Origin of the sequence: Micromonospora sp. CPCC 205561, from assembly GCF_036906775.1 — a bacterium.
Lineage (GTDB): Bacteria > Actinomycetota > Actinomycetes > Mycobacteriales > Micromonosporaceae > Micromonospora.
In genome coordinates this window covers 31,865-52,731 of sequence record NZ_JBAKHV010000030.1, presented here as the reverse complement: position 1 = coordinate 52,731, position 20,867 = coordinate 31,865, and the positions used below count along the sequence as shown (strand labels likewise).

The following is a 20,867-nucleotide window of genomic DNA, read 5'->3' as shown; positions in this document are numbered from 1 at the left end:
GCGTCGTACTGCGGGACCTCAGTGCCCGGCGAGCGGGCGGCTAAACGAGGCCGTCGGAGTCCACGGGCACCCCGGCGGCGAGCATCCGGTCGCGCACGCGGCGGGCCGCGTCGCCCTGGGCGAACACCTCGCGCAGGTCCGCGAACGCCGGTTCGGGCGGCGCGAGCCGCACCGCCGGGTCGACCACGGCCTCCAGCACGCAGGGCCGGTCCGCGGCCAGTGCCTCGTCCCAGGCCGCCCCCACCAGCTCCGGCCGGTCGACCCGCACGCCGTGCAGGCCGAGCAGGCGCGCCCAGCCGGCGTACGGCACGTCGGGCCGGCGGTGCGTCGGGTCCATCGGCGCACGGCCCCCACCCATGCCGGACCGGTCCCGGTTGTTGAGCACCAGCACCACCAGGCGGGGGTCGCGCCACTCCCGCCAGTGGTGCGCCACGGTGACCAGCTCGGCCAGGCCGTTGAGCTGCATCGCGCCGTCGCCGAGCAGGGCGATCACCGGCTGGTCCGGGGCGGCGAGCTTGGCCGACACCGCGTACGGCAGGGCACAGCCCATCGAGCCGAGGGTGCCGCAGAGCTGCGCGTTGACCCCCGGTGGCAGCTCCAGGTGCCGCGCGTACCAGTAGATGACCGAGCCGACGTCCACCGCCACCGCCCCGCGGCGCGGGACCCGGGCGGAGAGCTCCTGGAGCACCAGCTGGGGGTTCACCGGCTGGGCGGGGGCGCCGGCCCGGTCGGCCCGCTCGGCCCGCCACCTGTCGACCGAGCCCTGCACGGTCTCCCGCCAGCGCGCGTTCGGGCGGTCCGGCACCCGCGCCAGCAACGCCCGCAACGTCTCCTGGGCGTCGCCCACCAGCGGGACGTCGACCGGGTAGCGGTTACCGATCCGCCGCCCGTCGATGTCGATCTGCACGGCGCGGACCTGGCCGGGCATCGGGAAGTAGTCCGTCCACGGGTTGTTCGTGCCGACCAGCAGCAGCGTGTCGCAGCCACCCATCAGCTCGGCAGCGGCCGGCGTGCCGACCTCGCCGAGGACGCCCGCGTGGAAGGGCAGCCGCTCGTCGAGCACCGGCTTGCCCAGCAGCGACGCCGCGATCCCGGCGCCGAGCCGGTCGGCGAGGGCGACGATCTCGTCAGCCGCGCCCCGGCCGCCCTGTCCCACCAGGATCGCGGTCCGCCGGCCGTTGCCGAGCACCTGGGCGGCCGCGTCCAGGTCCACCTCGTGCGGCAGCACCCGGGCCAGCGGCTCCCCCGGCGTCGCCGCGAGCACCCCGGCCGCGTACGCCTGCAGGTCGGGCACGACCGCCTCCTGCAACTGCCGGGGCAGCACCACGCAGACCGGGCTGCGGGTGGCGGCGGCCGTCCGGAACGCCTGGTCCAGCAGGGCCGGCACCCCGTCGGGGGTACGGCCGTACCGGACGAACTGGTTGCACGCGTCGGCGAAGAGCCGGCTCAGCCCGATCTCCTGGTGGGCGCCGCCGAGCGGACCGGTGATGTCCTCCCCGACGATCGCCACCACCGGCTTGCTGTCCAGCTTGGCGTCGTAGAGGCCATTGAGCAGTTGCACCGCGCTCGGTCCCTGGGTGGCCAGGCAGACCCCGATGCCGCCGGTGAACTTGGCGTGCCCGGTGGCCATGTACGAGGCGGTCTCCTCGTGCCGGGCCGGCACGAACGCCGGGTCGCCGCCCGAGGCGTCCAACGCCTCGACCAGCGGGGCGACGGCCTCCCCGGGATAGCCGAAGACCCGCGGCACCCGCCAGGCGCGCAGTCGCTCGACCACCAGGTCGGCCACCGTCCGCTCAGTCATCGCCGCGTCCCGGTGTGCCGGCGTCGACGTAGCGCAGGACCGCCCCGACGCCGTCGGCCAGCTCCGGCGCCTCGTCCGGGCCGAGCACGGTCAGCTCGGCGTCGGTGCCGACCAGCGCGCGAACGAGCGCGGCATCCGCCCGGACCTTCTCCGGGTCGCGTACGGACATGGCGGCGAGCTGCCCCGGGTCGGTGGCGATCTCGGTGGGCTCCGGGCCGATCCAGAGTTCCCCGGTCGCCGACGGGTCGTCGACGATGAGCATCGTCTCGACCTGGTTGCGTTGCAGGGCGGTGACCACGGCGTCCAGCCCGGCGCCGACGTCCTCCTGCATGCCGAACCGGTCGAGCGCGGCGCTGACCCGCTGGTCGGCCACCTCGGCGATGGTCTGCACGGTGAGGTCGTCGAGCAGGCTCTGGTCGGCGCCCGCGGCCCGGGACCCGGCGTCGGTGCGGACCATCAGGTCCTGCCAGCGCTCCGGCATCTGGGCGGCGATCATGCCGGTCGCCCGCACGTCCCCGGCGACCACCACCACCTCGGCGCCGACCTTCTCGGCCAGCTCCACCGTCGCGGCGGTGACGTCGCCCGCGTTGTGGTGCCAGGCCTCCATCGCGGCCTTCTGGTAGATCGACTGCGACCAGCCACCGGGTTGCACGCGGCGCAGCGGGAAGGTCTCGCGGCCGGTCACGTGGGCGCGGCGGGGCACCCCGCCGGCGCTGATCGCCACGGCGTCGGCGCCGGTGCGGTCGGCCAGCACCCGCACCCAGGCCACCCGCTCGCCGCGCTGTGCCAGCAGTGGCATCACGTGCGGCAGCGAGGTGAACGCGCCGAGGTCGCGCAGCGGCGGCGCGGAGAGGTACTCCGACAGCACCACCCGGCCCCGGGCACCGAAGACGGCCAGCCCGTAGTCCCCGGGCATCGGGTCGTGCTCGCGCACGACCCGTTCGACCGCCTCGATGGTGGCCAGGTCCGCGCGCTGCTCCTGGAGTCGCTGGCGCAACGCCCGCCAGCGCAGGTCGAGCGCCGGGTGGGCGTCCTCGGTGTTGGCGGAGGCGTCCAGGTACACCGAGACCCACGGTCCCGGCCGGTCGTAGAGCGGGCGCAGGAAGGACAGCTGCATGCTCGACCCCTTTCCAGCTCGGCCCCCCGCTTACCCGCGCCGGTGCGGTTGTCACCTGGCGCGTGAGCGCGTGAGCGGGTTTCATTCACGTCGTTGAACCCGAACGGCCGATACCATGAGTGAACGCATCGGAACCCTGGGTGGTGGAGATGAGCAGCGACCTGCACGTACCGCGGATCCTCCACCCGACCGACCGGATCGTCACCGGGCGGATCGTCCGGCTGATGGACGGCTATCCGCGCGAGGTGCGCATCGGCCAGCCGGTGCTGGTCGCGGTGCTTGCCGCGGCCGGGGTGGTGGGGCTGCTGGTGGCGCTGGCCCGCTCCCTGCTCTCCGCCGGCTCCGGCGGGGCCCGCCGCCGGTTCAAGGACCTGAAGAAGGGCCCGGAATACCTGGTCACCCCCGTGCGCGTGCGCGACACCGCCGGGCGGCTCTGCGAGGTCGAGCTGCACGGGCACCTGCCGCAGAGCGCCCTGCACCCCGCCGACCATGTGCAGCTCACGCTGCGCCGGCAGGGCGACCCGGACCTGCCGCCGAAGATCGAGCGGATCGTCAACCTGACGACGGGTCAGCTGCTCACCCCGCGCACCGCCACCCTCTGGTCGCACCTCGGGCCGCCGCTGCTGCTCCAGGCCGTGCTGGGCGCGCTGCTGGTCGCCGCCCTGGTGGCCTGGTCCGCGCTGACCTGACAGCCGGGATCGCCCGGCGCGGTTTCCGGCGTCGCGCGGGCGGGCACCGTGGGGGCCATGTTCGAGGGGTTCGCGCTGGAGCACGTCGACGTCGGCGAGGTCCGGCTACGGGTACGCCACGGCGGTTCGGGCCCACCCGTGGTGCTGCTGCACGGGCATCCGCGTACCCACGCGACCTGGCACCGGGTCGCGCCGCTGCTGGCCCGCGAGCACACGGTGATCTGCCCGGACCTGCGCGGCTACGGCGGCTCGTCGAAGCCGCCGAGCGACCCCGGGCACCGCGCGTACGCCAAGCGGGCGATGGCCCGCGACGTGGTCGGCCTGCTCGACGCGCTCGGCCACGACCGCGCGGCGGTGGTGGGGCACGACCGGGGCTGCTACGTCGCGATGCGCACCGCGCTGGACCACCCGGACCGGGTCAGCCGGCTGGGCGTGCTCGACGGGGTGCCGATCGGGGAGGCGCTGGCGCGCGCGGACGCCCGGTTCGCCGCCCGCTGGTGGCACTGGTTCTTCCTCGGCCAGTCCGATGAGCCCGCGGAGCGGGTGATCAACGCCGACCCGGACGCCTGGTACGGGGGGTCGCCGGCCACCATGGGCGAGCAGGCGTACGCCGACTACCGCCGGGCGATCCACGACCCGGCGACGGTGCACGCGATGTGCGAGGACTACCGGGCCGGGCTCGGCCCGGACCGGGCGGCCGACGACGCCGACCGGGCCGCCGGCCGACGGATCTCCTGCCCGGTGCTGTTCTGCTTCTCGGAGCGGGACGACATGGTCGACCTGTACGGCGACCCGGCGGCGATCTGGCGGGACTGGGCCGACGACGTGCGGGTGGCCTCGGTCGACTCCGGTCACCACATGGCCGAGGAGGCCCCCGAGCGGCTCGCCGCCGTGCTGGCCGACTTCCTCGCCGGCTGACCCACCCCCGGGCCATCCCGTCGGCGCACCTCGCCAGGGCGGCGCACGGATCGCCGGCCGGGCGGTCAGGCGACGGGGGTCAGCGGCCGTTCCGGCTCGCCATCGGCGCGCAGCATCCCCCGCCGGGCGGCCCAGCGCTCGAAGAAGAGGGTGGCGAACGGCGGCACGGCGCAGGCGAGCGCCGCGAGCGTCGGCCACGGCCGCCACCGGTGCAGCCGGGCCACCGCGAGGACCAGCAGGCCGTACGCGACGAAGAGCCCGCCGTGGATCGGGCCGAAGATCTTCACGCCGATCTCGTTGCCCGGCGGACCGTACTTGACGGCCATTCCGATCAGCAGGGCCAGCCAGGAGCAGGCCTCGGCGATCGCCGCCGCCACGAACAACCTGGTGATCTTCTCGCGCATCGCCCCTCCCCCGCCGGTTGCCGCACATGCTAGCCACCCGCCCGGCCGCGCCGGTTCGGCGATCGGCGGAGGCGATGGGGATCACTCGGGCCGCGGCTGGGTACGTAAGGGACCTTCGGGTCTTCCCCGGCCGGCCGAGGTCGTGCGAGGTTAGGGGAACCAACGGTGACAAGGCGGTGACCATGGGCGAGGACGTGGGCGTACGGACCTTCAGTCGCGAGGATCGGGCCCGCTACCGCGAGAAGGTGCGACGGTGTCTGGACGTCTTCGCCGAGATGCTCCGGGAGTCCCGGTTCGACGTGGAGCGCCCGATGACCGGGCTGGAGATCGAGCTGAACCTGGTCGACGACCGGTCGATGCCGGTCATGCGCAACGCCGACGTGCTCGCCGCCATCGCCGACCCGAGTTTCCAGACCGAGCTGGGACAGTTCAACGTCGAGATCAACGTGGCGCCGCGCCGGCTGGCCGGCACCGGCACCGCCGCCTTCGAGGAGAACGTGCGGGCCAGCCTCAACGCCGCGGAGGAGAAGGCCCGGGGCGTCGGCGCCCACATGGTCATGATCGGCATCCTGCCGACGCTGCGGCCGGAGCACCTGACCGCCTCGACGCTGTCGGCCAACCCGCGCTACGCGCTGCTCAACGAACAGATATTCGCCGCCCGCGGGGAGGACCTGCGGATCGCGATCAACGGGGTGGAACGGCTGGCGGTCACCGCCGACACCATCACCCCGGAGGCGGCCTGCACCAGCACCCAGTTCCACCTCCAGGTCAGCCCGGCCCAGTTCGCCGACTACTGGAACGCCGCGCAGGTGGTCGCGGGCATCCAGGTGGCCCTGGGCGCGAACTCGCCGCTGCTCTTCGGCCGGGAGCTGTGGCGCGAGACCCGCATCCCCCTGTTCCAACAGGCCACCGACACCCGGCCGGAGGAGATCAAGGCCCAGGGCGTACGCCCGCGGGTGTGGTTCGGCGAGCGGTGGATCACCACGGTCTTCGACCTGTTCGAGGAGAATGTCCGCTACTTCCCGGCGCTGCTGCCGGTCTGCGACCCGGAGGACCCGGCCGAGGCGCTCGCCCGGGGCGACGTGCCGAGGCTCGCCGAGCTGCGGCTGCACAACGGCACCGTCTACCGCTGGAACCGTCCCGTCTACGACGTGCTCAAGGGCCGGCCGCACCTGCGGGTGGAGAACCGGGTGTTGCCGGCCGGGCCGACGGTGCTCGACACCGTCGCCAACGGCGCCTTCTACTTCGGCCTCGTCCGGGCGCTCGCCGAGGCCGACCGGCCGCTGTGGTCGCAGATGTCGTTCAGCGCGGCCGAGGAGAACTTCACCGCCTGCGCCCGGCACGGCATCGACGCCCAGGTCTTCTGGCCCGGCCTGGGCTACCTCCCGGTCACCGAGCTGGTGCTGCGCCGGCTGCTGCCGCTGGCCCACCAGGGGCTGGACCGGTGGGGCCTGGACCCGGCCGAGCGGGACCGGCTGCTCGGGATCATCGAGCAGCGCTGCCTGACCGGGCGCAACGGCGCGACCTGGCAGGTGGAGACCCTGCACCGGCTGGAGTCCGCCGACCACCTCGACCGGCCGGAGGCGCTGCGCGAGGTGGTACGTCACTACGTGGCGCTGATGCACACCAACCGGCCGGTCCACGAGTGGCCGATCCCCTGACGGCGCGTCCCGCCGGCCACGGGGCGAGGCGCCCGGCTGTCGACCGCCGGGCGGCACCTCCCGGTCGGTCCGGCGGCGACCGCCGGACGACACCTTCGGGCTGACCCCGTACCGACCGCCGGGGGACACCCCCGGAAGACCCGGTACCGAGCGCCGGGAGCCCCCGGTCGGCCGCCGGCGGCGATCGAGCCCTTCGGGGGTCCGGGCCGTCGGGCCGTCCGTTGGGACGGACCCCGGGCGGGCCCGCCGGCAGGTGACGGACCCCCGGCGGGCCGGCCGGAGCCGCGAAGTGAGCACGATCGAAGAAACGGCGCGCGGGCTGCCATCCCATGATGAAACGCGGACATCGACTCGCATGACTCGACGGCCCCGCGGCGGGGGCGCGCGGGCGTGTCCGCGTCGGCCGGCGCGATCGACGCCGGTCGCGGGCGTCGCCGTCAGCGTCGACGCGGCGCCCGCCCCGCTCCCCCTCCGGTTCCCTGCCACCCCGAGGAGCCCCTGTGACGCAGACCCACAGGTCCGTCCCGCGCACCGACCGACCGTCCGGCTCGAGCATCCCGCGCGGGTCGGGACGTCGACGTTCGTCGACGGGCACTTCCCCCGGCGACGAGGGCTGATCATCCTCCTCGGCGTCCTCGGCGGGTTCCTGCTGACGGTCGTCTGGTCGGCCGAGTTCGTGGACCAGACCATCGGCGACAACGTCGCCGACACGCTGCTCGGGCACGACGCGAAGGAGACGCCCATCCAGGGCGTGGCGGCCGGTGTCCTGTTCGCGTTCGTCTCCGGCGTCGCGGGCACCTTCACCGCCTGCAACATCGCCGCCTTCGGCGCCCTCGCCCCGCTCACGGGCACCGCGGGGAGCCGCCTCAGCCGGTTCGTCGCCCCGCTGAAGCCGCTGGGCTGGATGTCGGCCGGCATGGTCGCGGTGTCGGCCGCCTACGGGGCGGTCGTCGGGGTCGTCGGCACGTCGATGCCGCAGTTCTCCACCGCGCCGAACACGCCCGGCGGGCTGTCGCCGAGGAGCATCCAGTCCATGGTGGTGTTCGGCGTGATCGGGCTCATCATGATCTATCTCGGCCTGGCCGCGCTCGGCGTCGTGCCGGACCCGTTCGCCCGCGTCGCCCGCCGGTTCCCCAACGCCCCGATGGTCTTCATGGGCGCGCTGATCGCCGGTTTCCTGATCGGTCGCCCCTTCGCGCTGTTCCGGCAGATGTTCCGCGACGCCGCCGAGAGCGGCAACCCGCTCTACGGCGCGGCGGCGTTCACCCTCCAGTCGCTCGGGAACATCGTCATCATGGCGGTGCTCTTCCTGCTGCTCTCCTGGCTCGCCGGTTCCCGCCTGCAACGCTGGTTCAGCGCCCGGCCGGGCCGCCTGGCGACGCTGACCGCGGTCGCGTTCATCGTCGCGGGCGCCTTTACGTTCCTCTACTGGGACGTGCGGCTGCTCGCCCGCCGCGAGATCATTCCCTGGTACCCCACCGCCCCCTGGGCCTGACCCTTGCCCGGGACGCGCCGGGGGACGGCGGTCACCCGCCGTCCCCCGGCGTCGGCCGGTCAAGCCGGGCCCCGGCCGGCTCAGACCTTGAGCACGACCTTGGTGCACTCGTCCTGCTTCTTCTGGAAGATCTTGTAGCCCTTGGCCGCGTCCTTCAGCGGCATCCGGTGGCTGACGATGAAGCTGGGGTCGATCTCGCCGCGCTGGATGCGCTCGAGCAGCGGGCGGGTGTAGCGCTGGACGTGACACTGGCCCGTACGCATGATCAACGACCGGTTCATGAACGCGCCCATCGGGAACTTGTCGACGAACCCGCCGTACGCGCCCACCACCGAGACCACGCCGCCGCTGCGGCAGGCCAGGATCGCCTGGCGCAGCGCGAAGGGCCGTTCGGTCTCGGTACGGGTGGCCTGCTTCGCCCGGTCGTACGCGTACACGGCGGTGTTGCCGTGGTGCCCCTCCAGCCCGACCGCGTCGATGCAGGCGTCCGGCCCCCGGCCGGCGGTCATCTCGTTGAGCGCGTCGAGCACGTCGGTGTCCTCGTAGTTGAGGGTCTCCGCGCCGGCGTGCTCCTCGGCCAGCCGCAGCCGGTACGGGTACCGGTCGATGACGATCACCCGCTCCGCGCCGAGCATCCGGGCGCTGGCGGCGGCGAGCAGCCCGACCGGGCCGGCGCCCCAGACGGCGATCACGTCGCCCGGCTTGATGTCGCACATCTCCGCGCCCATGTAGCCGGTGGGGAACACGTCGGCGAGCATCACCGCCTGGTCGTCCGGCACCTCCTCCGGCACCTTGATCGGCCCCACGTCGGCGAACGGCACCCGGGCGTACTCGGCCTGGCCGCCGGCGTAGCCGCCGAGCAGGTGGGAGTAGCCGAAGATGCCGGCGGGCGAGTGACCCATGATCTTCTCGGCCACCCCGGCGTTGGGGTTGGAGTTCTCACAGACCGAGTAGAGCCCGCGCTGGCAGGCCGAGCAGTGCCCACAGGCGATCGGGAACGGCACCACGACCCGGTCGCCGGGGCGCAGGTTGCGCACCTGCGGGCCGACCTCCACCACCTCGCCCATGAACTCGTGGCCGAGGATGTCGCCCTTGCGCATCGCGGGGATGTAGCCGTGGTAGAGGTGCAGGTCGGAGCCGCAGATCGCGGTCGAGGTGATCCGCACGATCGCGTCGCGGGCGTTCATGATGGTCGGGTCGGGCACGTCGACGACCTTGACGCTGTCCTTGCCCATCCAGGCGGTGGCCTTCATCGTCTCTCCTCTCGGGTGGTGGGCGGTCAGCGGTGGGCGATCGGCAGCGGCTGCGCGGGTCGCTGCATGACCTGCTGGCGCAGTGAGATGCCGTCCGGGCTGCCCTCGGAGCGGACCACCTCACCGGTCTCCACCACCTGCTTGAACCGGCGCAGGTCGTCGCGGACCTGCTGCTCGGGTTCCTCGCCGAAGAGCTTCGCCACGGCCCGGCCGAGCGCGCCGGCCGGGGGTGCGTACCGCAGCCGCACCCGGACCTCGGTCCCCCGGTCGCCGGGCGCGGGCACGAACCGGACCCGGCCGGCGTTGGGCACCCGGGTGCCGGGCAGCGAGCGCCAGGCGATCGACCGGTTCGGCTGGTCGTCGACGATCTCCGCGTCCCACTCGATCCGGCGTCCGGCCGGCCCCCGCGCCGTCCAGTGCGAGCGGCGCAGGTCCTCGGCGCGCACCGACTCCAGGTGGGACATGAACGTGGGCAGGTTCTCCAGGTCGCGCCAGAACCGGTACGCCTCGGTCGGGGACCGGTTCACGGTGACCGCGAGTTCCATGTCGATGACCCGCCCACGGGCACGGCGGGCCTGGCCGGCGCGAACGGCGGCGAAGAGGTCGACGGCCGCGATCCCGCCGATCACGGCGGTGGTGACGGCGACCCGGCGGCGACGCTCGCCGCGCCGGTCGGCCAGCGCCCGCCCGAGCACGGCCAGGTCGACGGCGTCCCCGGCGACCCGGGTCCACGTCCAACCGGCCGGCCGACGGCCGCCGAGCAGTCCCGCCGCGTGGCCGAGTTCGCGGGCCCCCACGGCCCGGATCACCGTGCACGCGACGGGTGAGTCGTCCACACCGGAGAGCCGGGCCACCGTACGCGGGGCGAGCAGCCCGCCCGCGCCGAGGGCGAGGCTCACCACGCCCAGCACTCGGGGCAGCCCCTGGCCACGTCGTTCCCGCTGATCCAGCATCGTCGGATCGGTATCGTCCACGTCGCACCACCGTCAGGTCGTCCTGACCGCCCTCGGGGGGCGGCCCGGCGGCGGGAGCCGCCACGCCTGACGCTATGCCCGCCGATCGCCGCATGAACCCCGAATCCAGACAGAACCCGGCGAGACAGCGCCGGATCGGGCGTGCCGGGGTCCAAGCCGACCGGCGGCCGGTCCGGGGACGGACCCCGGGCCGGACGGGACCCGGGCCGGACGTTGCTCCCCGCGCCGGCGCGCCCGGCGCGCCTGACGGCAACCGGGCGGGCGTCAGCGTCGGTCGGCCGCGCCCGCGGACGATCCGGGACGTCGGGTCCGGGCGGACGGCGGAGGGCCGGAGCCGTCATGCCGACGGCCCCGGCCCTCGTTCCCGGCGGTCACCCTGTGACGGCGGCCACGGCCCCGGCACCGGGCGGTCGGGCCGGCCGCCGCCCCGGACCGGGCGGCGGGCCGCGCCGCTACGCGTAGGTCTCGAACTCCGCGACCTTCGGCGTACCGGTCGAGCCGGTGATCCTGTAGGTGATCTTGGTAAGCGAGGACGCGGGGAAGGTCACGGCACCCGCCCCGCTGCCGGAGACCAGGACGGCACCGGTGTCGTGGTTGACGAGCTGCCACGAGCCGATGGCGCCGGCGGATCCCGGAGCCTCCCGGATGACGACCCTGGACACCCGGGTGGCGGAACCCCACTTGATGGAGATGACACCGGTCGGACCGGCCGGCGACCAGTGCGTGCCCAGGTTGCCGTCGCGGACGTTTCCGTAGCTCGTCCCGCTGGCCTTGCTGGAGCCGTCGGAGCCGGCACCGAGGCTGAGGTTGGTCCCGCCGGGCTGCGTCGGCCCGGGGGTGGGGCTGCCGGTCGGCCCCGGGGTGGGGCTGCCGGTCGGTCCCGGGGTCGGGCCGGTCGGCCCGGGTCCCGGGGTGGTCGGCGCCGGGGTCTGCGGCGAGCAGTTGCCGTTCGACTCCTGCAGGCCCTTGTTCGCACCCGCCGTCTGGCGGACGATGTCCGGCACGCAGGCTGCCCCGTCGAGGCGGTAGGAGTACGGGATGCTGACGCTGGTGTTGGACTGCGGGTTGGGCCCGGCGGGGTTGGTGTCGGTGCCGGGGCTGGACCAGGTCACGTTGTCGAAGATGTTGCCGGCGACCTGCCAGTAGCCGGCCTCGCTGGTGTAGAACGTGCCCAGCACGTCCTTGGAGTCCTTGAAGTGGTTGTTCTCCACCTTGGCCCTGGCCCCGGCCCGGGAGTTGATGCCGGACTCGTGCAGGTTCACGTACGTGTTGTTGTAGATGTGCGCGATGCCGCCGCGCAGCAGGGGCGTACGCGAATCGATGTTCTCGTACAGGTTGTGGTGGAAGGTGACGAAGCCGTTCGAGCGGTCGCTCTCACTGGACCCGATGAGGCCGCCCCGGCCGGAGTTGCGCAGGATGCTGTAGGACAGCGTCACGTACTGGGTGTTGTCCTTCATGTCGAAGAGGCCGTCGAAGCCCTCCGACTCCCCACCCGAGGCCTCCAGGGTCGTGTGGTCGACCCAGACGTTGCGGACGTCGCTCTCCATGCTGATGGCGTCGCCGCCGTTGGAGGTCGGAGAGCCCGACTTCTTGACGTTGCGGATGGTCACGTTCCGGATGACGATGTTGCTGGCCTCGCGGATGTGGATGCCCAGCTGGTCGAAGACGGCTCCGGTGCCGACGCCGATGATCGTGACGTTGCTGATCTGCTTGAGCTCGATCACGCCGTCGGCGGTGTTGCAGCTCGTGCCCGACACCTTGCTGGTGTTGCCGTGGTTGATGGTGCCCTGGACCTCGATGACGATCGGGGTGCTGCTGCTGGCCCGGCCGCACAGGGCCGCGTGGATCGCGGTCCCCGTGCTGGCCCGTACCGTCTGCCCGCCCGCGCCGCCGGTGGTCCCGCCGTTGAGGGTCGCGTAGCCGCTCGCGCCGCCGGCCGCCGCCGAGGCCTGCGGCACCTGCAGCGCCACGCCGATCACGGCCCCGACGGCCATCGTGGCCAGCGCGGCCTGGAGTCTCAGTGCGCCTGGTCGTCTCATCTCGCCTACCTTCGTCTGCTACTGCGTGGTGGTGGTGGTGGTGCTGCGGTCGTCACACACCGCGGTCGCCCCGGCGGCCCCTCGCGGCGGCCCGTCCCCGGGCCGCCCGGGTGCCGGTCGACCCCGACGTGGTGCTCCTTCTCCAATGACGGCGCCGTCGCCGCGCCCCGGCCGACGGCGCCCACTGCGTCGGCGCGCGGCCGCCGCCCCGGCGCGTCCCGGCGCCCGGACGCGGTCGTGCGCGCCGGCCCCGGACGTGCCGCCCCGCCGGACGGTCCCGCAGGGGACCCGAACCCGTCCGGCCGGCGATGACTCGCGCGGACCGTCACCACGGGACGCGGTGACGGGTCGGCCCTCGTCAGGACGCTTCGTCTTCGTGGAAAGCGCTTTCCAAGAGCGAGCATAGGGAGACGTCTATCACCACGCAAGGACGTGCCCGGATTGCGGTGCGGTGTCCGCGAAGATCCGAAGGCCGCGCCAGGCGCCGGGGCTGGGCGGCCGGACCAGCCGAGCCCTCCCCACGCCGGGCACCGGCGGACGCGCGCCACCGGCGCCGGGGCGAGGGCGAGCAGGCCACCCGACCCCACCCGATCCGCCGCGCCGCCGACGGCGCCGGGCCGACCGCCGCGCGCCGCGCCGGAGTCGAGAACCTTGCGACCCAGACCGACGCCGGCTATGTTAGCGATAACATCGACGCTCCTGCATAAGCCGATCGACGCCGGCCATTCCGCCCGGAGCCGCCGGGCGGGCGTCACCTAGCGCACCACCGCCAAGGCCCCGACCGCGCCGCGCCGCCACCTCATCGCCTTCGGCGAACCACCGTCATCGAGAGAGGTCAATAAGATGCTCCTGACCCGACGAGCCTTCACCCTGGGCGCGGTGGCGGCCGGCGCCGCCGCCAGCGGGCTGACGCTCCCCGCCCGGGCGGCCCCGGCCGCGACCTACAGCGGGTACGTCAAGGCCTACTTCACCGAGTCGCCGCAGTTCCAGGGAGCCGACTACGGCCTGCACCTCGCGGTGAGCCGGGACGGTCTGCACTGGAGCCCACTGAACCAGAACAACCCGGTCGCCACCCCCACCGCCGGCACCCTCGGCCTGCGGGACCCGTTCGTCCACCGCAAGCTCGACGGCACCTTCGTCGTCGTCGCCACGGACCTGCACGGCACCGACTTCGGCCTGAAGAGCCAGTACCTGCACGTCTGGGACTCCGCGAACCTGACCAGCTTCACCGGCTACCGCCGACTCCGGATGCACACGTACAACGCGCACACCTGGGCGCCGACCGTCTTCTGGGACGCCGGGCGCGGCCAGTACGGCATCGTCTACTCGGCCGACACCACCACGGACCTGTTCCTGGTGAACTACACGAGCGACTTTCGCACCGTGAGCGCCCCACAGACCTACTTCAGCCCCGGGTACCCGGTACTCGACGCGGACATCCACGTCGACGGCGGTCTGACCTACCTCTACTACAAGAACCTCGCTGACGGAAACCTGTACGGCGCCCGATCGAGCACGGGCGCCCCGCAGAGCTTCACCACCTACACCGGCGGCCTGCGCCAGGGCAACGCCATCGAGGGAGCGCACCTGGTCAAACGCAACGACGGCGCCGGCTGGTGGCTGTGGGGAGACTCGTTCAGCCCGGTCAACAACGACTTCTACCTGTGGTCGACCGGCAACCTCGGCGGCAACTCGTGGTCGGTGCTCCACCAGCGTGACTACTGCCCGCCACTGAACTCGAAGCACGGCTCGGTCCTGGGCGTCACCGAGGCCGAGTACGCCGGCCTGCTCAGCCGGTGGGGAGCGCCGAACTGGGTGCGGCTGAAGTCGTCCAACTTCCCGGACCGCTTCGTACGGCACCTCGACGGCGTGGCCCGGATCGACGCGTACCCGTTCGACCCGTACCAGGACCAGATGTGGCGGCTGGTCCCCGGCCTCGCCGACGCCGGCGGGGTGTCCTTCGAATCGGTGAACCGCCCCGGCAACTACCTGCGCCACAGCGGCTACGCGCTCCGCCTGGACCCGAACGACAACACCGCGACCTTCCGGGCCGACGCCACCTTCCACCGAACCGCCGGGCTCGCCGACCCGTCGTGGACGTCCTTCCGCTCGCACAACTACCCGGACCGCTACCTGCGCCACGCCGGCTACCTGCTGCGCATCGACCCGCTGAGCGCGTCCTCCGCCGTCACCGACCGGCAGGACGCCACCTTCCGGATCACCTCCTGACGTCCCGGCGGCGCGACCGGTCCCGCCGACTCGTCCGGTCCGTCCCCGACCGGAGGCCATCCCCCCAGCTAGGAGACCGTGATGCCCGTCCCCCCGCTGAACCGTCGACTACTCCTGCGAACCGCCGGCGCGACAGCCGTCGCCTCCGTAGCCGGCTCCGCCGTCGGGTCCCTCGCCGCCGGGAGCGCCGCCAGCGCCGCGCTCCCGCCGGTCCGGCCCGACATCGGCGTCTCCGCCCACCCGTTCGAGCCCGGCCAGGTCCGGCTGACCGCCAGCCGCTGGCTGGACAACCAGAACCGCACCCTGAACTACCTGCGGTTCGTCGACGTCGACCGGCTGCTCTACAACTTCCGCGCCAATCACCGCATCTCCACCGCCGGCGCCGCCGCGACCGGCGGCTGGGACGCGCCGACGTTTCCGTTCCGCACCCACGTGCAGGGGCACTTCCTCACCGCCTGGGCGCACGCCTGGGCGGTGCTCGGCGACACCGCCTGCCGGAACAAGGCCGAGCACATGGTCGCCGAGCTGGCGAAGTGTCAGGCGAACAACGGTGCGGCCGGCTTCAACGCCGGATACCTGTCCGGGTTCCCGGAGTCCGACTTCGCCGCCCTCGAAGCCCGGACGCTGAGCAACGGCAACGTGCCGTACTACTGCGTCCACAAGACCCTCGCCGGCCTGCTCGACGTGTGGCGCCTCATCGGCAGTACGCAGGCCCGCGACGTGCTGCTGGCGCTCGCCGGCTGGGTCGACCTGCGCACCAGCCGGCTCACCGCGACGCAGACACAGGCCATGCTGGGCACCGAGTTCGGCGGCATGAACGCCGTACTGACCGACCTGTACCAGCAGACCGGCACCGTCCGGTGGCTCACCGTCGCCCAGCGGTTCGACCACAGCGCCGTGTTCAACCCGCTCGCCGCCAACTCCGACCAGCTCAACGGGCTGCACGCGAACACGCAGGTGCCGAAGTGGATCGGCGCCGCCCGGGAGTTCAAGGCCACCGGCACGACCCGCTACCGGGACATCGCCACCAACGCGTGGAACATCACCGTCGACGCGCACACCTACGTGATCGGCGGCAACAGCCAGGCGGAACACTTCCGGGCCCCCGACGCCATCGCCGGATACCTGCGTACCGACACCTGCGAGGCGTGCAACACGTACAACATGCTCAAGCTGACCAGGGAGCTGTGGACGCTGGAGCCGAACCGGGCCGCGTACTTCGACTTCTACGAACGGGCCCTGCTCAACCACATGATCGGCCAGCAGAACCCGGCAGACGGCCACGGCCACGTCACCTACTTCACGCCGCTCAACCCGGGCGGACGGCGCGGCGTGGGCCCGGCCTGGGGCGGCGGCACCTGGAGCACCGACTACCACTCCTTCTGGTGCTGCCAGGGCACCGGCCTGGAGACCAACACCACCCTGATGGACTCCATCTACTTCCGCGACGGCACCACGTTGACGGTGAACCTGTTCATGCCCTCGGTGCTCAACTGGACGAGCCGCGGGATCACCGTCACCCAGGCCACCTCGTACCCGGTCAGCGACACCACCACCCTGACCGTCACCGGCTCCGCGGCCGGCACCTGGACGATGCGGATCCGGATCCCGGCGTGGACGAGCGGGGCGACCGTCAGTGTCAACGGCACGCCGCAGATCGTCTCCCCGACGCCGGGCGGCTACGCCGCCCTGACCCGCGCCTGGACCTCCGGCGACGTGGTCACGATCCGGCTGCCGATGCGGGTCGCCATGGTGGCCGCCAACGACGACACGGCCGTGCAGGCGATCACGTACGGCCCGGTGGTGCTGGCCGGCAACTACGGCAACACCACCCTGGCCGGGCTTCCCTCGCTGGACACCGGCTCGATCCGGCGGACCGGCGGCGACACCCTGGCGTTCACCGCCGTCGCCGACGGCACCACCGTCGGCCTCGGGCCGTTCCACGACGCCCACGGACACAACTACACCGTGTACTGGAGGACCGGCGGTGGCGGTGGCGGGGCGAGCTTCCGCCTGGCCAACGCGGCCAGCGGGCTCGTGCTCGGCATCCAGGACATGTCCACGGCCGACGGCGGACCCGCCCTGCAGTGGGGCGACACCGGCACCGCGGACCACGACTGGCAGATCCTGGTCGACGGGTCGGCGATCCGGCTGCGCAACGTCCACAGCGGCAAGGTGCTCGGCGTGGAGAACATGTCCACCGCCGACGGCGCGCGCGTCCTCCAGTGGGCGGACAACGGCACCGCCGACCACCTCTGGACGGTCGTCGACGTGGGCGACGGCGGTCACAAGCTGCGCAACGTGCACACCGGCAAGCTGCTCGGCATCTCCGGTGGCTCCACCGCGCAGGGCGCCCCGGCGGTGCAGGACCCGGACAACGGCAGCCCGGACAACCAGTGGCGGTTCGTGCCGAACGGCAGCCGCCGCATCCAGAACCTGGCCAGCGGGCTGGTGCTCGGCGTACAGAACATGTCCACCGCCGACGGCGGGCTCGTCATCCAGTGGGGCGACAGCGGCACCGCCGACCACCTCTGGACCGCGATCGTCGACACCGGCGGCTACCTGCGGCTGCGCAACGCGCACAGCGGCAAGGTGCTCGGCGTCGAGGGCGGCGTCGGCACGGCCGGGGCCCGGATCGTCCAGTGGGCCGACAACGGTACGACCGACCACCGGTGGCGGCTGCGCCACGGCGGCAACGGCTACTTCCGCGTCCAGTGCGCCAACGGTGGCCGGGTCCTCGGCGTCAGCGGCGGCTCCGGCAGCCAGGGCGCGCAGGTCGTCCTCGCCGCGGACAGCGGTGCCGCCGACCAACGCTGGCGCTTCATCTGACCGGCCGGGTGCGGGCCGCCGGCCCGCACCCGGCCGCAACCGGCGCAGCGGGTCGGCCACCCGGCCGACCCGCTGCTCCCACCGGACGCCGTCCGCCCTGGGCGGCTACTCCAGGTGGAAGGTGGCGGAGGCACGCTCGGCGGTCGAACTCACCGCCTCCAACTGGAGCAGGCCATCCCGGTGGCGCACGTAGCGGCCCGGGAAGTTCTGCGCCTCCAGGGAGATCCCGGCGCCGGCGGCCAGGCCGGCCCGGCGGTGGAAGCTCGCGTCGCCGCGGAAGAGGGCCGAGCCGTCGTCCCGCTCCACGTAGAGGCCGAAGTCACGGTGGCGCAGGTAGTGACCCGGGAAGTTGGTCGACTCCAGCGACACGGTGCCGGCACCGGCGAGCCCGGTGACGATGCGGAACTGCGAGTCGGCCAGCACGGTCACGTTCGGCTCGACGCGGGCCCGGTGGTCGTAGTGCCGGATGTAGCTGGTGCTCAGGTCGTGCGAGCGCAACCGGACCGGTGTGGCGCCGTCCGGCACCGGAATGCCGAAATTCGGGGTGCCGTCGGCGTTCCAGTAGACCTTCTGGATCCTGGTCCGCCGGTTCGGGTCGTCGAGCGGGTCGCCGACGATGTCGCGGTAGTTGCGGTCGTGGTAGACCAGGATGTCGCTCTGCCCGTCCTCCGAGACGGTGAACGAGTTGTGGCCGGGACCGTACTGCCCGGTGGCCGCGTTGCTGGCGAACACCGGGGTCGGGCTCTTGCGCCAGGAGGCGGCGTCGAGCAGGTTCGCCGTGGCCGAGGCGCTCAGCATGCCGAGGCAGTAGTTGGCGTCCGTGGCGCTGGCCGAGTAGGTCAGGAAGAGCCGGCCGTTGCGCTGGATGACGGCCGGGCCCTCGGCGACCCGGTAGCCGCGGGTCTCCCAGTCGTACGTCGGCACGACGAGCCGGGTCACCGGGCCCGTGATCTGCCACGGATTGCTGCCCATCCGGGCGAGGTAGACGTTGGAGTTGGTGGAGATGCCGGGCTCCTGCTGCGCCCAGGTCAGATAGCGCACGCCGTTGGCCACGAAGGTCGAGGCGTCCAGGCTGAAGGTGTCCCACGGGGTCGTGATCCGCCCGCGTTCGGTCCACGAGCCGGTCAGCGGGTTCGGGCTCGCGTTCTCCAGCACATACATCCGGATCCGCCACACGTCGTCGGTCCGGCCGGCGGCGAAGTAGACGTACCACCGGTTGTTGATGAAGTGGATCTCCGGCGCCCAGATGTGGGCGCCCATCTCCCCGGTGGTGTGCCGGTGCCAGATCGTCGTCTCCGCCGCCGTCGCCAGCCCTTGCAGCGTGGTGGCCCGGCGCAGCACGATCCGGTCGTACTGCGGCACCGTGGCGGTCATGTAGTAGTAGCCGTCGGTGTGCTTGACGATGTGCGGGTCGGCCCGCTGGTTCGCCAGCGGGTTGGTGTAGTTCACCGCCGGTGCGGCGAGCGCCGGCTCGGCCGGCGGCAGGCCCGCCGACACGACGAGCAGCACCGACATGACGGTCAGGAGTGACCGCAGGCACCGTGGGGCACGACGGCCGGTGCGCTGCCCGTCGACGGGGCGGCGGGTGACACGGTCGCGGGGCTTGGGCGGTGGGGATGGTTGCATCTGTCCTCCGTGAGGTTGGGCGACCGCCGGTCAGTAGAGGTAGGGCCAGCCGGCCGCGTCATACCCGATCCGGTTGATGCCGAGCAGCGACGCGCCGTTGTCGGCGTAGTAGTGGTAGAAGAGGTGGTCGCCGTCGGTGTCGGCGAGCACGGCCTGGTGTCCGGGGCCGTGGACTGCGCCGTGCGAGGCCAGGAGCTGCGTGCCGCCGCCGGAGCGCATGTCGCGGCCGGCGCGGTCGACGAACGGCCCGGTCACCACGGCGGAGCGGCCGACCATCACGCGGTAGGTGCTGCTGGCACCCTGGCAGCAGCGGTCGAACGAGACGTACAGGTAGTACCAGGCGCCGCGTTTGACGATGACGGGTGCCTCGATCCCGGGCCCGTAGCTGGCGAGGCTGTGCATCGCGGTACCCAGCCGGCGCCCGGTGGTCGGGTCCAGCTCGATCATCCTGATGCCGGACCAGAACGAGCCGAAGCTCAGCCACCAGCGGCCCTGGTCGTCGACGACCAGGTTCGGGTCGATGGCGTTGAAGGTGTCGGTGGTGCGTGACTCGACGACCAGGCCCTGGTTCGTCCAGCTGCCCGACGCGCCGGTGGTGCTGGTGGCCAGGAAGATGGCCGACCGGTTCGAGCCGAAGGTCGACGCCGAGTAGTACAGGTGGTAGCGGCCGTCGTGGTACGACAGGTCGGGCGCCCAGAGGTTACGCGCACCGCCGGTGTAGGTGGTGGTCCACGGCGCTCCGCCGGGGAAGACCGAGCCGGCGTTGCGGAAGGTGACCCGGTCGGTGGAGGTCTTCAGCGCGATGTCGGTGCCGGTGTGGGCGACGAGGTAGCCGCCCCCGGGCCGCTTGACCACCGTCGGATCGTGCACGCCGATGTCGCCGGACACCCTGCCGGGCTGTGGATAGGACGCCGGGGGCGTGCCGGTCGGCGGCGCGGTCGTGGGCGGTTCGCCGCCGAGGCGGACGAGCTGCCACTGCTGGTTGGCGCCGTCGAGATCCCGGTAGCCGGCCAGCATCGCGCCATCGGCCGTGGACCAGTCCCACCCGTCGATGACCTTGCCACTGGCCCGGTTCACGAACCGCACGAACCCGCCCGCCGAATCCTGCAACCGGAACTGCTGCGACGCCACCCCACCGTCGCCCCGCTGCACCAACCGCCCACCATCCGCCGCGTCCGGCAGGTCCAGCACCTTCCCACTGTGCCGCGAACGAACCTTGTAGAAACCACCGCCCGCGTCCACGAACTGCCACTGCTGCACCGCCAGATCGTTACGCGCCCACTGATTCACCGGCGCGCCATCAGCCGTCGACCAGTCGAAGACATCCATCGCCTTGCCGCTGTGCCGATTCACGAACACGTACGTCGCCTGCGGGTCGACCACCGCCGCCCACGCCGACGGCAACCCCACCAGCGCACCCGAAGCCGCCAGCGTCGCCACCGCCACCACCGCAGCCGACAACCACCGCCAGCCGCGCCACCACCGCATCTCGTCCGCCAGTTCCACCGAGTTCCTCCGTTGGTCGGGCCGACGCCGGACGAGCGGGTCGCGACACCAGCGTGACGACGCCGCGGCGTGGCGGCCGGCGGCTCGTCCGGAGGGGAGCACGGGCGAACCGAGACACATGCGACGGCGTTTACCTGCGCGAAACAAGGCAATGTTTGCGTTAACATCGACGTCTGTCAAGAGGTCTCTCGAACTTCAGTCTGCCGCGCCTCCCGGATCGGCAGGGTGATCTACCGCGACGAAGCCACCCGGACGAACCGGCCGGGCGGACGGCTCGCCGGACCGGCTCGACCGAACGGTGTGATCGCTCACAAGCACGGGCGGAG

General features: G+C 72.8%; 14 protein-coding genes. 6 read left to right on the top strand and 8 right to left on the bottom strand.

Features of this window, described 5'->3' with window-relative positions; genetic code table 11:
- Positions 1-40: 40 nt before the first annotated feature.
- Positions 41-1,801: a thiamine pyrophosphate-binding protein gene (locus tag V6V16_RS17220; RefSeq protein ID WP_334563282.1), complete on the bottom strand. Its 1,761-nt coding sequence runs from the start codon at positions 1,799-1,801 to the stop codon at positions 41-43.
- Positions 1,794-2,918 (bottom strand): baeRF2 domain-containing protein, encoded by a 1,125-nt coding sequence (locus tag V6V16_RS17215; RefSeq protein WP_334563280.1) that lies wholly within the window; start codon positions 2,916-2,918, stop codon positions 1,794-1,796. Before V6V16_RS17215 ends, V6V16_RS17220 begins: the two co-directional genes overlap by 8 nt.
- A 140-nt stretch (positions 2,919-3,058) precedes the next feature.
- On the opposite strand from V6V16_RS17215, the gene V6V16_RS17210 reads away from it, so the two are divergent.
- Positions 3,059-3,607, top strand: coding sequence for a hypothetical protein (locus V6V16_RS17210; RefSeq protein ID WP_334563314.1), 549 nt, complete (start codon positions 3,059-3,061; stop codon positions 3,605-3,607).
- 57 nt (positions 3,608-3,664) lie between these two features.
- A complete protein-coding gene (locus V6V16_RS17205; RefSeq protein WP_334563278.1) occupies positions 3,665-4,525 on the top strand; it encodes an alpha/beta fold hydrolase in 861 nt (286 codons plus the stop codon).
- A gap of 65 nt (positions 4,526-4,590) precedes the next feature.
- Here the strand turns inward: V6V16_RS17205 and V6V16_RS17200 are convergent, their stop codons facing one another.
- Positions 4,591-4,929: a DUF3817 domain-containing protein gene (locus tag V6V16_RS17200; RefSeq protein ID WP_334563276.1), complete on the bottom strand. Its 339-nt coding sequence runs from the start codon at positions 4,927-4,929 to the stop codon at positions 4,591-4,593.
- 182 nt (positions 4,930-5,111) lie between these two features.
- Here V6V16_RS17200 and V6V16_RS17195 point away from each other — a divergent pair, with 182 nt between their 5' ends.
- Both V6V16_RS17195 and V6V16_RS17190 read left to right on the top strand, forming a co-directional pair.
- Positions 5,112-6,590, top strand: coding sequence for a glutamate--cysteine ligase (locus V6V16_RS17195; RefSeq protein ID WP_334563275.1), 1,479 nt, complete (start codon positions 5,112-5,114; stop codon positions 6,588-6,590).
- Positions 6,591-7,266: 676 nt separating this feature from the next.
- Entirely contained in the window at positions 7,267-8,085 is an 819-nt protein-coding gene (locus tag V6V16_RS17190) for a hypothetical protein (RefSeq protein ID WP_334563274.1), read from the top strand.
- Positions 8,086-8,165: 80 nt separating this feature from the next.
- Here the strand turns inward: V6V16_RS17190 and V6V16_RS17185 are convergent, their stop codons facing one another.
- The 3 genes from V6V16_RS17185 to V6V16_RS17175 all read right to left on the bottom strand — a co-directional run bounded on the left by V6V16_RS17185 (position 8,166) and on the right by V6V16_RS17175 (position 12,351).
- Positions 8,166-9,338: a zinc-dependent alcohol dehydrogenase gene (locus tag V6V16_RS17185; RefSeq protein WP_334563272.1), complete on the bottom strand. Its 1,173-nt coding sequence runs from the start codon at positions 9,336-9,338 to the stop codon at positions 8,166-8,168.
- Between the two features lie 26 nt (positions 9,339-9,364).
- A complete protein-coding gene (locus V6V16_RS17180) occupies positions 9,365-10,312 on the bottom strand; it encodes an SRPBCC family protein (protein ID WP_334563270.1) in 948 nt (315 codons plus the stop codon).
- A 452-nt stretch (positions 10,313-10,764) separates the two neighbouring features.
- On the bottom strand, positions 10,765-12,351 hold the full coding sequence (locus V6V16_RS17175; RefSeq protein WP_334563268.1) for a pectate lyase family protein: 1,587 nt from the start codon (positions 12,349-12,351) through the stop codon (positions 10,765-10,767).
- An 843-nt stretch (positions 12,352-13,194) separates the two neighbouring features.
- On the opposite strand from V6V16_RS17175, the gene V6V16_RS17170 reads away from it, so the two are divergent.
- Complete coding sequence (locus V6V16_RS17170) at positions 13,195-14,580, top strand: glycoside hydrolase family 43 protein (RefSeq protein WP_334563266.1); 1,386 nt, start codon at positions 13,195-13,197, stop codon at positions 14,578-14,580.
- Positions 14,581-14,661: 81 nt separating this feature from the next.
- Positions 14,662-17,409: a beta-L-arabinofuranosidase domain-containing protein gene (locus V6V16_RS17165; RefSeq protein WP_334563265.1), complete on the top strand. Its 2,748-nt coding sequence runs from the start codon at positions 14,662-14,664 to the stop codon at positions 17,407-17,409.
- Positions 17,410-17,514: 105 nt separating this feature from the next.
- Here the strand turns inward: V6V16_RS17165 and V6V16_RS17160 are convergent, their stop codons facing one another.
- Entirely contained in the window at positions 17,515-18,924 is a 1,410-nt protein-coding gene (locus V6V16_RS17160) for a family 43 glycosylhydrolase (RefSeq protein WP_334563312.1), read from the bottom strand.
- Between the two features lie 141 nt (positions 18,925-19,065).
- Positions 19,066-20,541 carry a family 43 glycosylhydrolase gene (locus tag V6V16_RS17155; RefSeq protein ID WP_334563263.1) on the bottom strand — a complete coding sequence of 492 codons (1,476 nt, stop codon included), beginning with the start codon at positions 20,539-20,541 and terminating at the stop codon, positions 19,066-19,068.
- Between the last annotated feature and the right edge of the window lie 326 nt (positions 20,542-20,867).

Bases quoted from the DNA above. Each gene is read 5' to 3' on its own strand.
- V6V16_RS17220 (WP_334563282.1), bottom strand. From the start codon at position 1,801: ATGACTGAGCGGACGGTGGCCGACCTGGTGGTCGAGCGACTGCGCGCC.
- V6V16_RS17215 (WP_334563280.1), bottom strand. From the start codon at position 2,918: ATGCAGCTGTCCTTCCTGCGCCCGCTCTACGACCGGCCGGGACCGTGG.
- V6V16_RS17205 (WP_334563278.1), top strand. From the start codon at position 3,665: ATGTTCGAGGGGTTCGCGCTGGAGCACGTCGACGTCGGCGAGGTCCGG.
- V6V16_RS17200 (WP_334563276.1), bottom strand. From the start codon at position 4,929: ATGCGCGAGAAGATCACCAGGTTGTTCGTGGCGGCGGCGATCGCCGAG.
- V6V16_RS17195 (WP_334563275.1), top strand. From the start codon at position 5,112: ATGGGCGAGGACGTGGGCGTACGGACCTTCAGTCGCGAGGATCGGGCC.
- V6V16_RS17185 (WP_334563272.1), bottom strand. From the start codon at position 9,338: ATGAAGGCCACCGCCTGGATGGGCAAGGACAGCGTCAAGGTCGTCGAC.
- V6V16_RS17175 (WP_334563268.1), bottom strand. From the start codon at position 12,351: ATGAGACGACCAGGCGCACTGAGACTCCAGGCCGCGCTGGCCACGATG.
- V6V16_RS17170 (WP_334563266.1), top strand. From the start codon at position 13,195: ATGCTCCTGACCCGACGAGCCTTCACCCTGGGCGCGGTGGCGGCCGGC.
- V6V16_RS17165 (WP_334563265.1), top strand. From the start codon at position 14,662: ATGCCCGTCCCCCCGCTGAACCGTCGACTACTCCTGCGAACCGCCGGC.
- V6V16_RS17160 (WP_334563312.1), bottom strand. From the start codon at position 18,924: ATGTCGGTGCTGCTCGTCGTGTCGGCGGGCCTGCCGCCGGCCGAGCCG.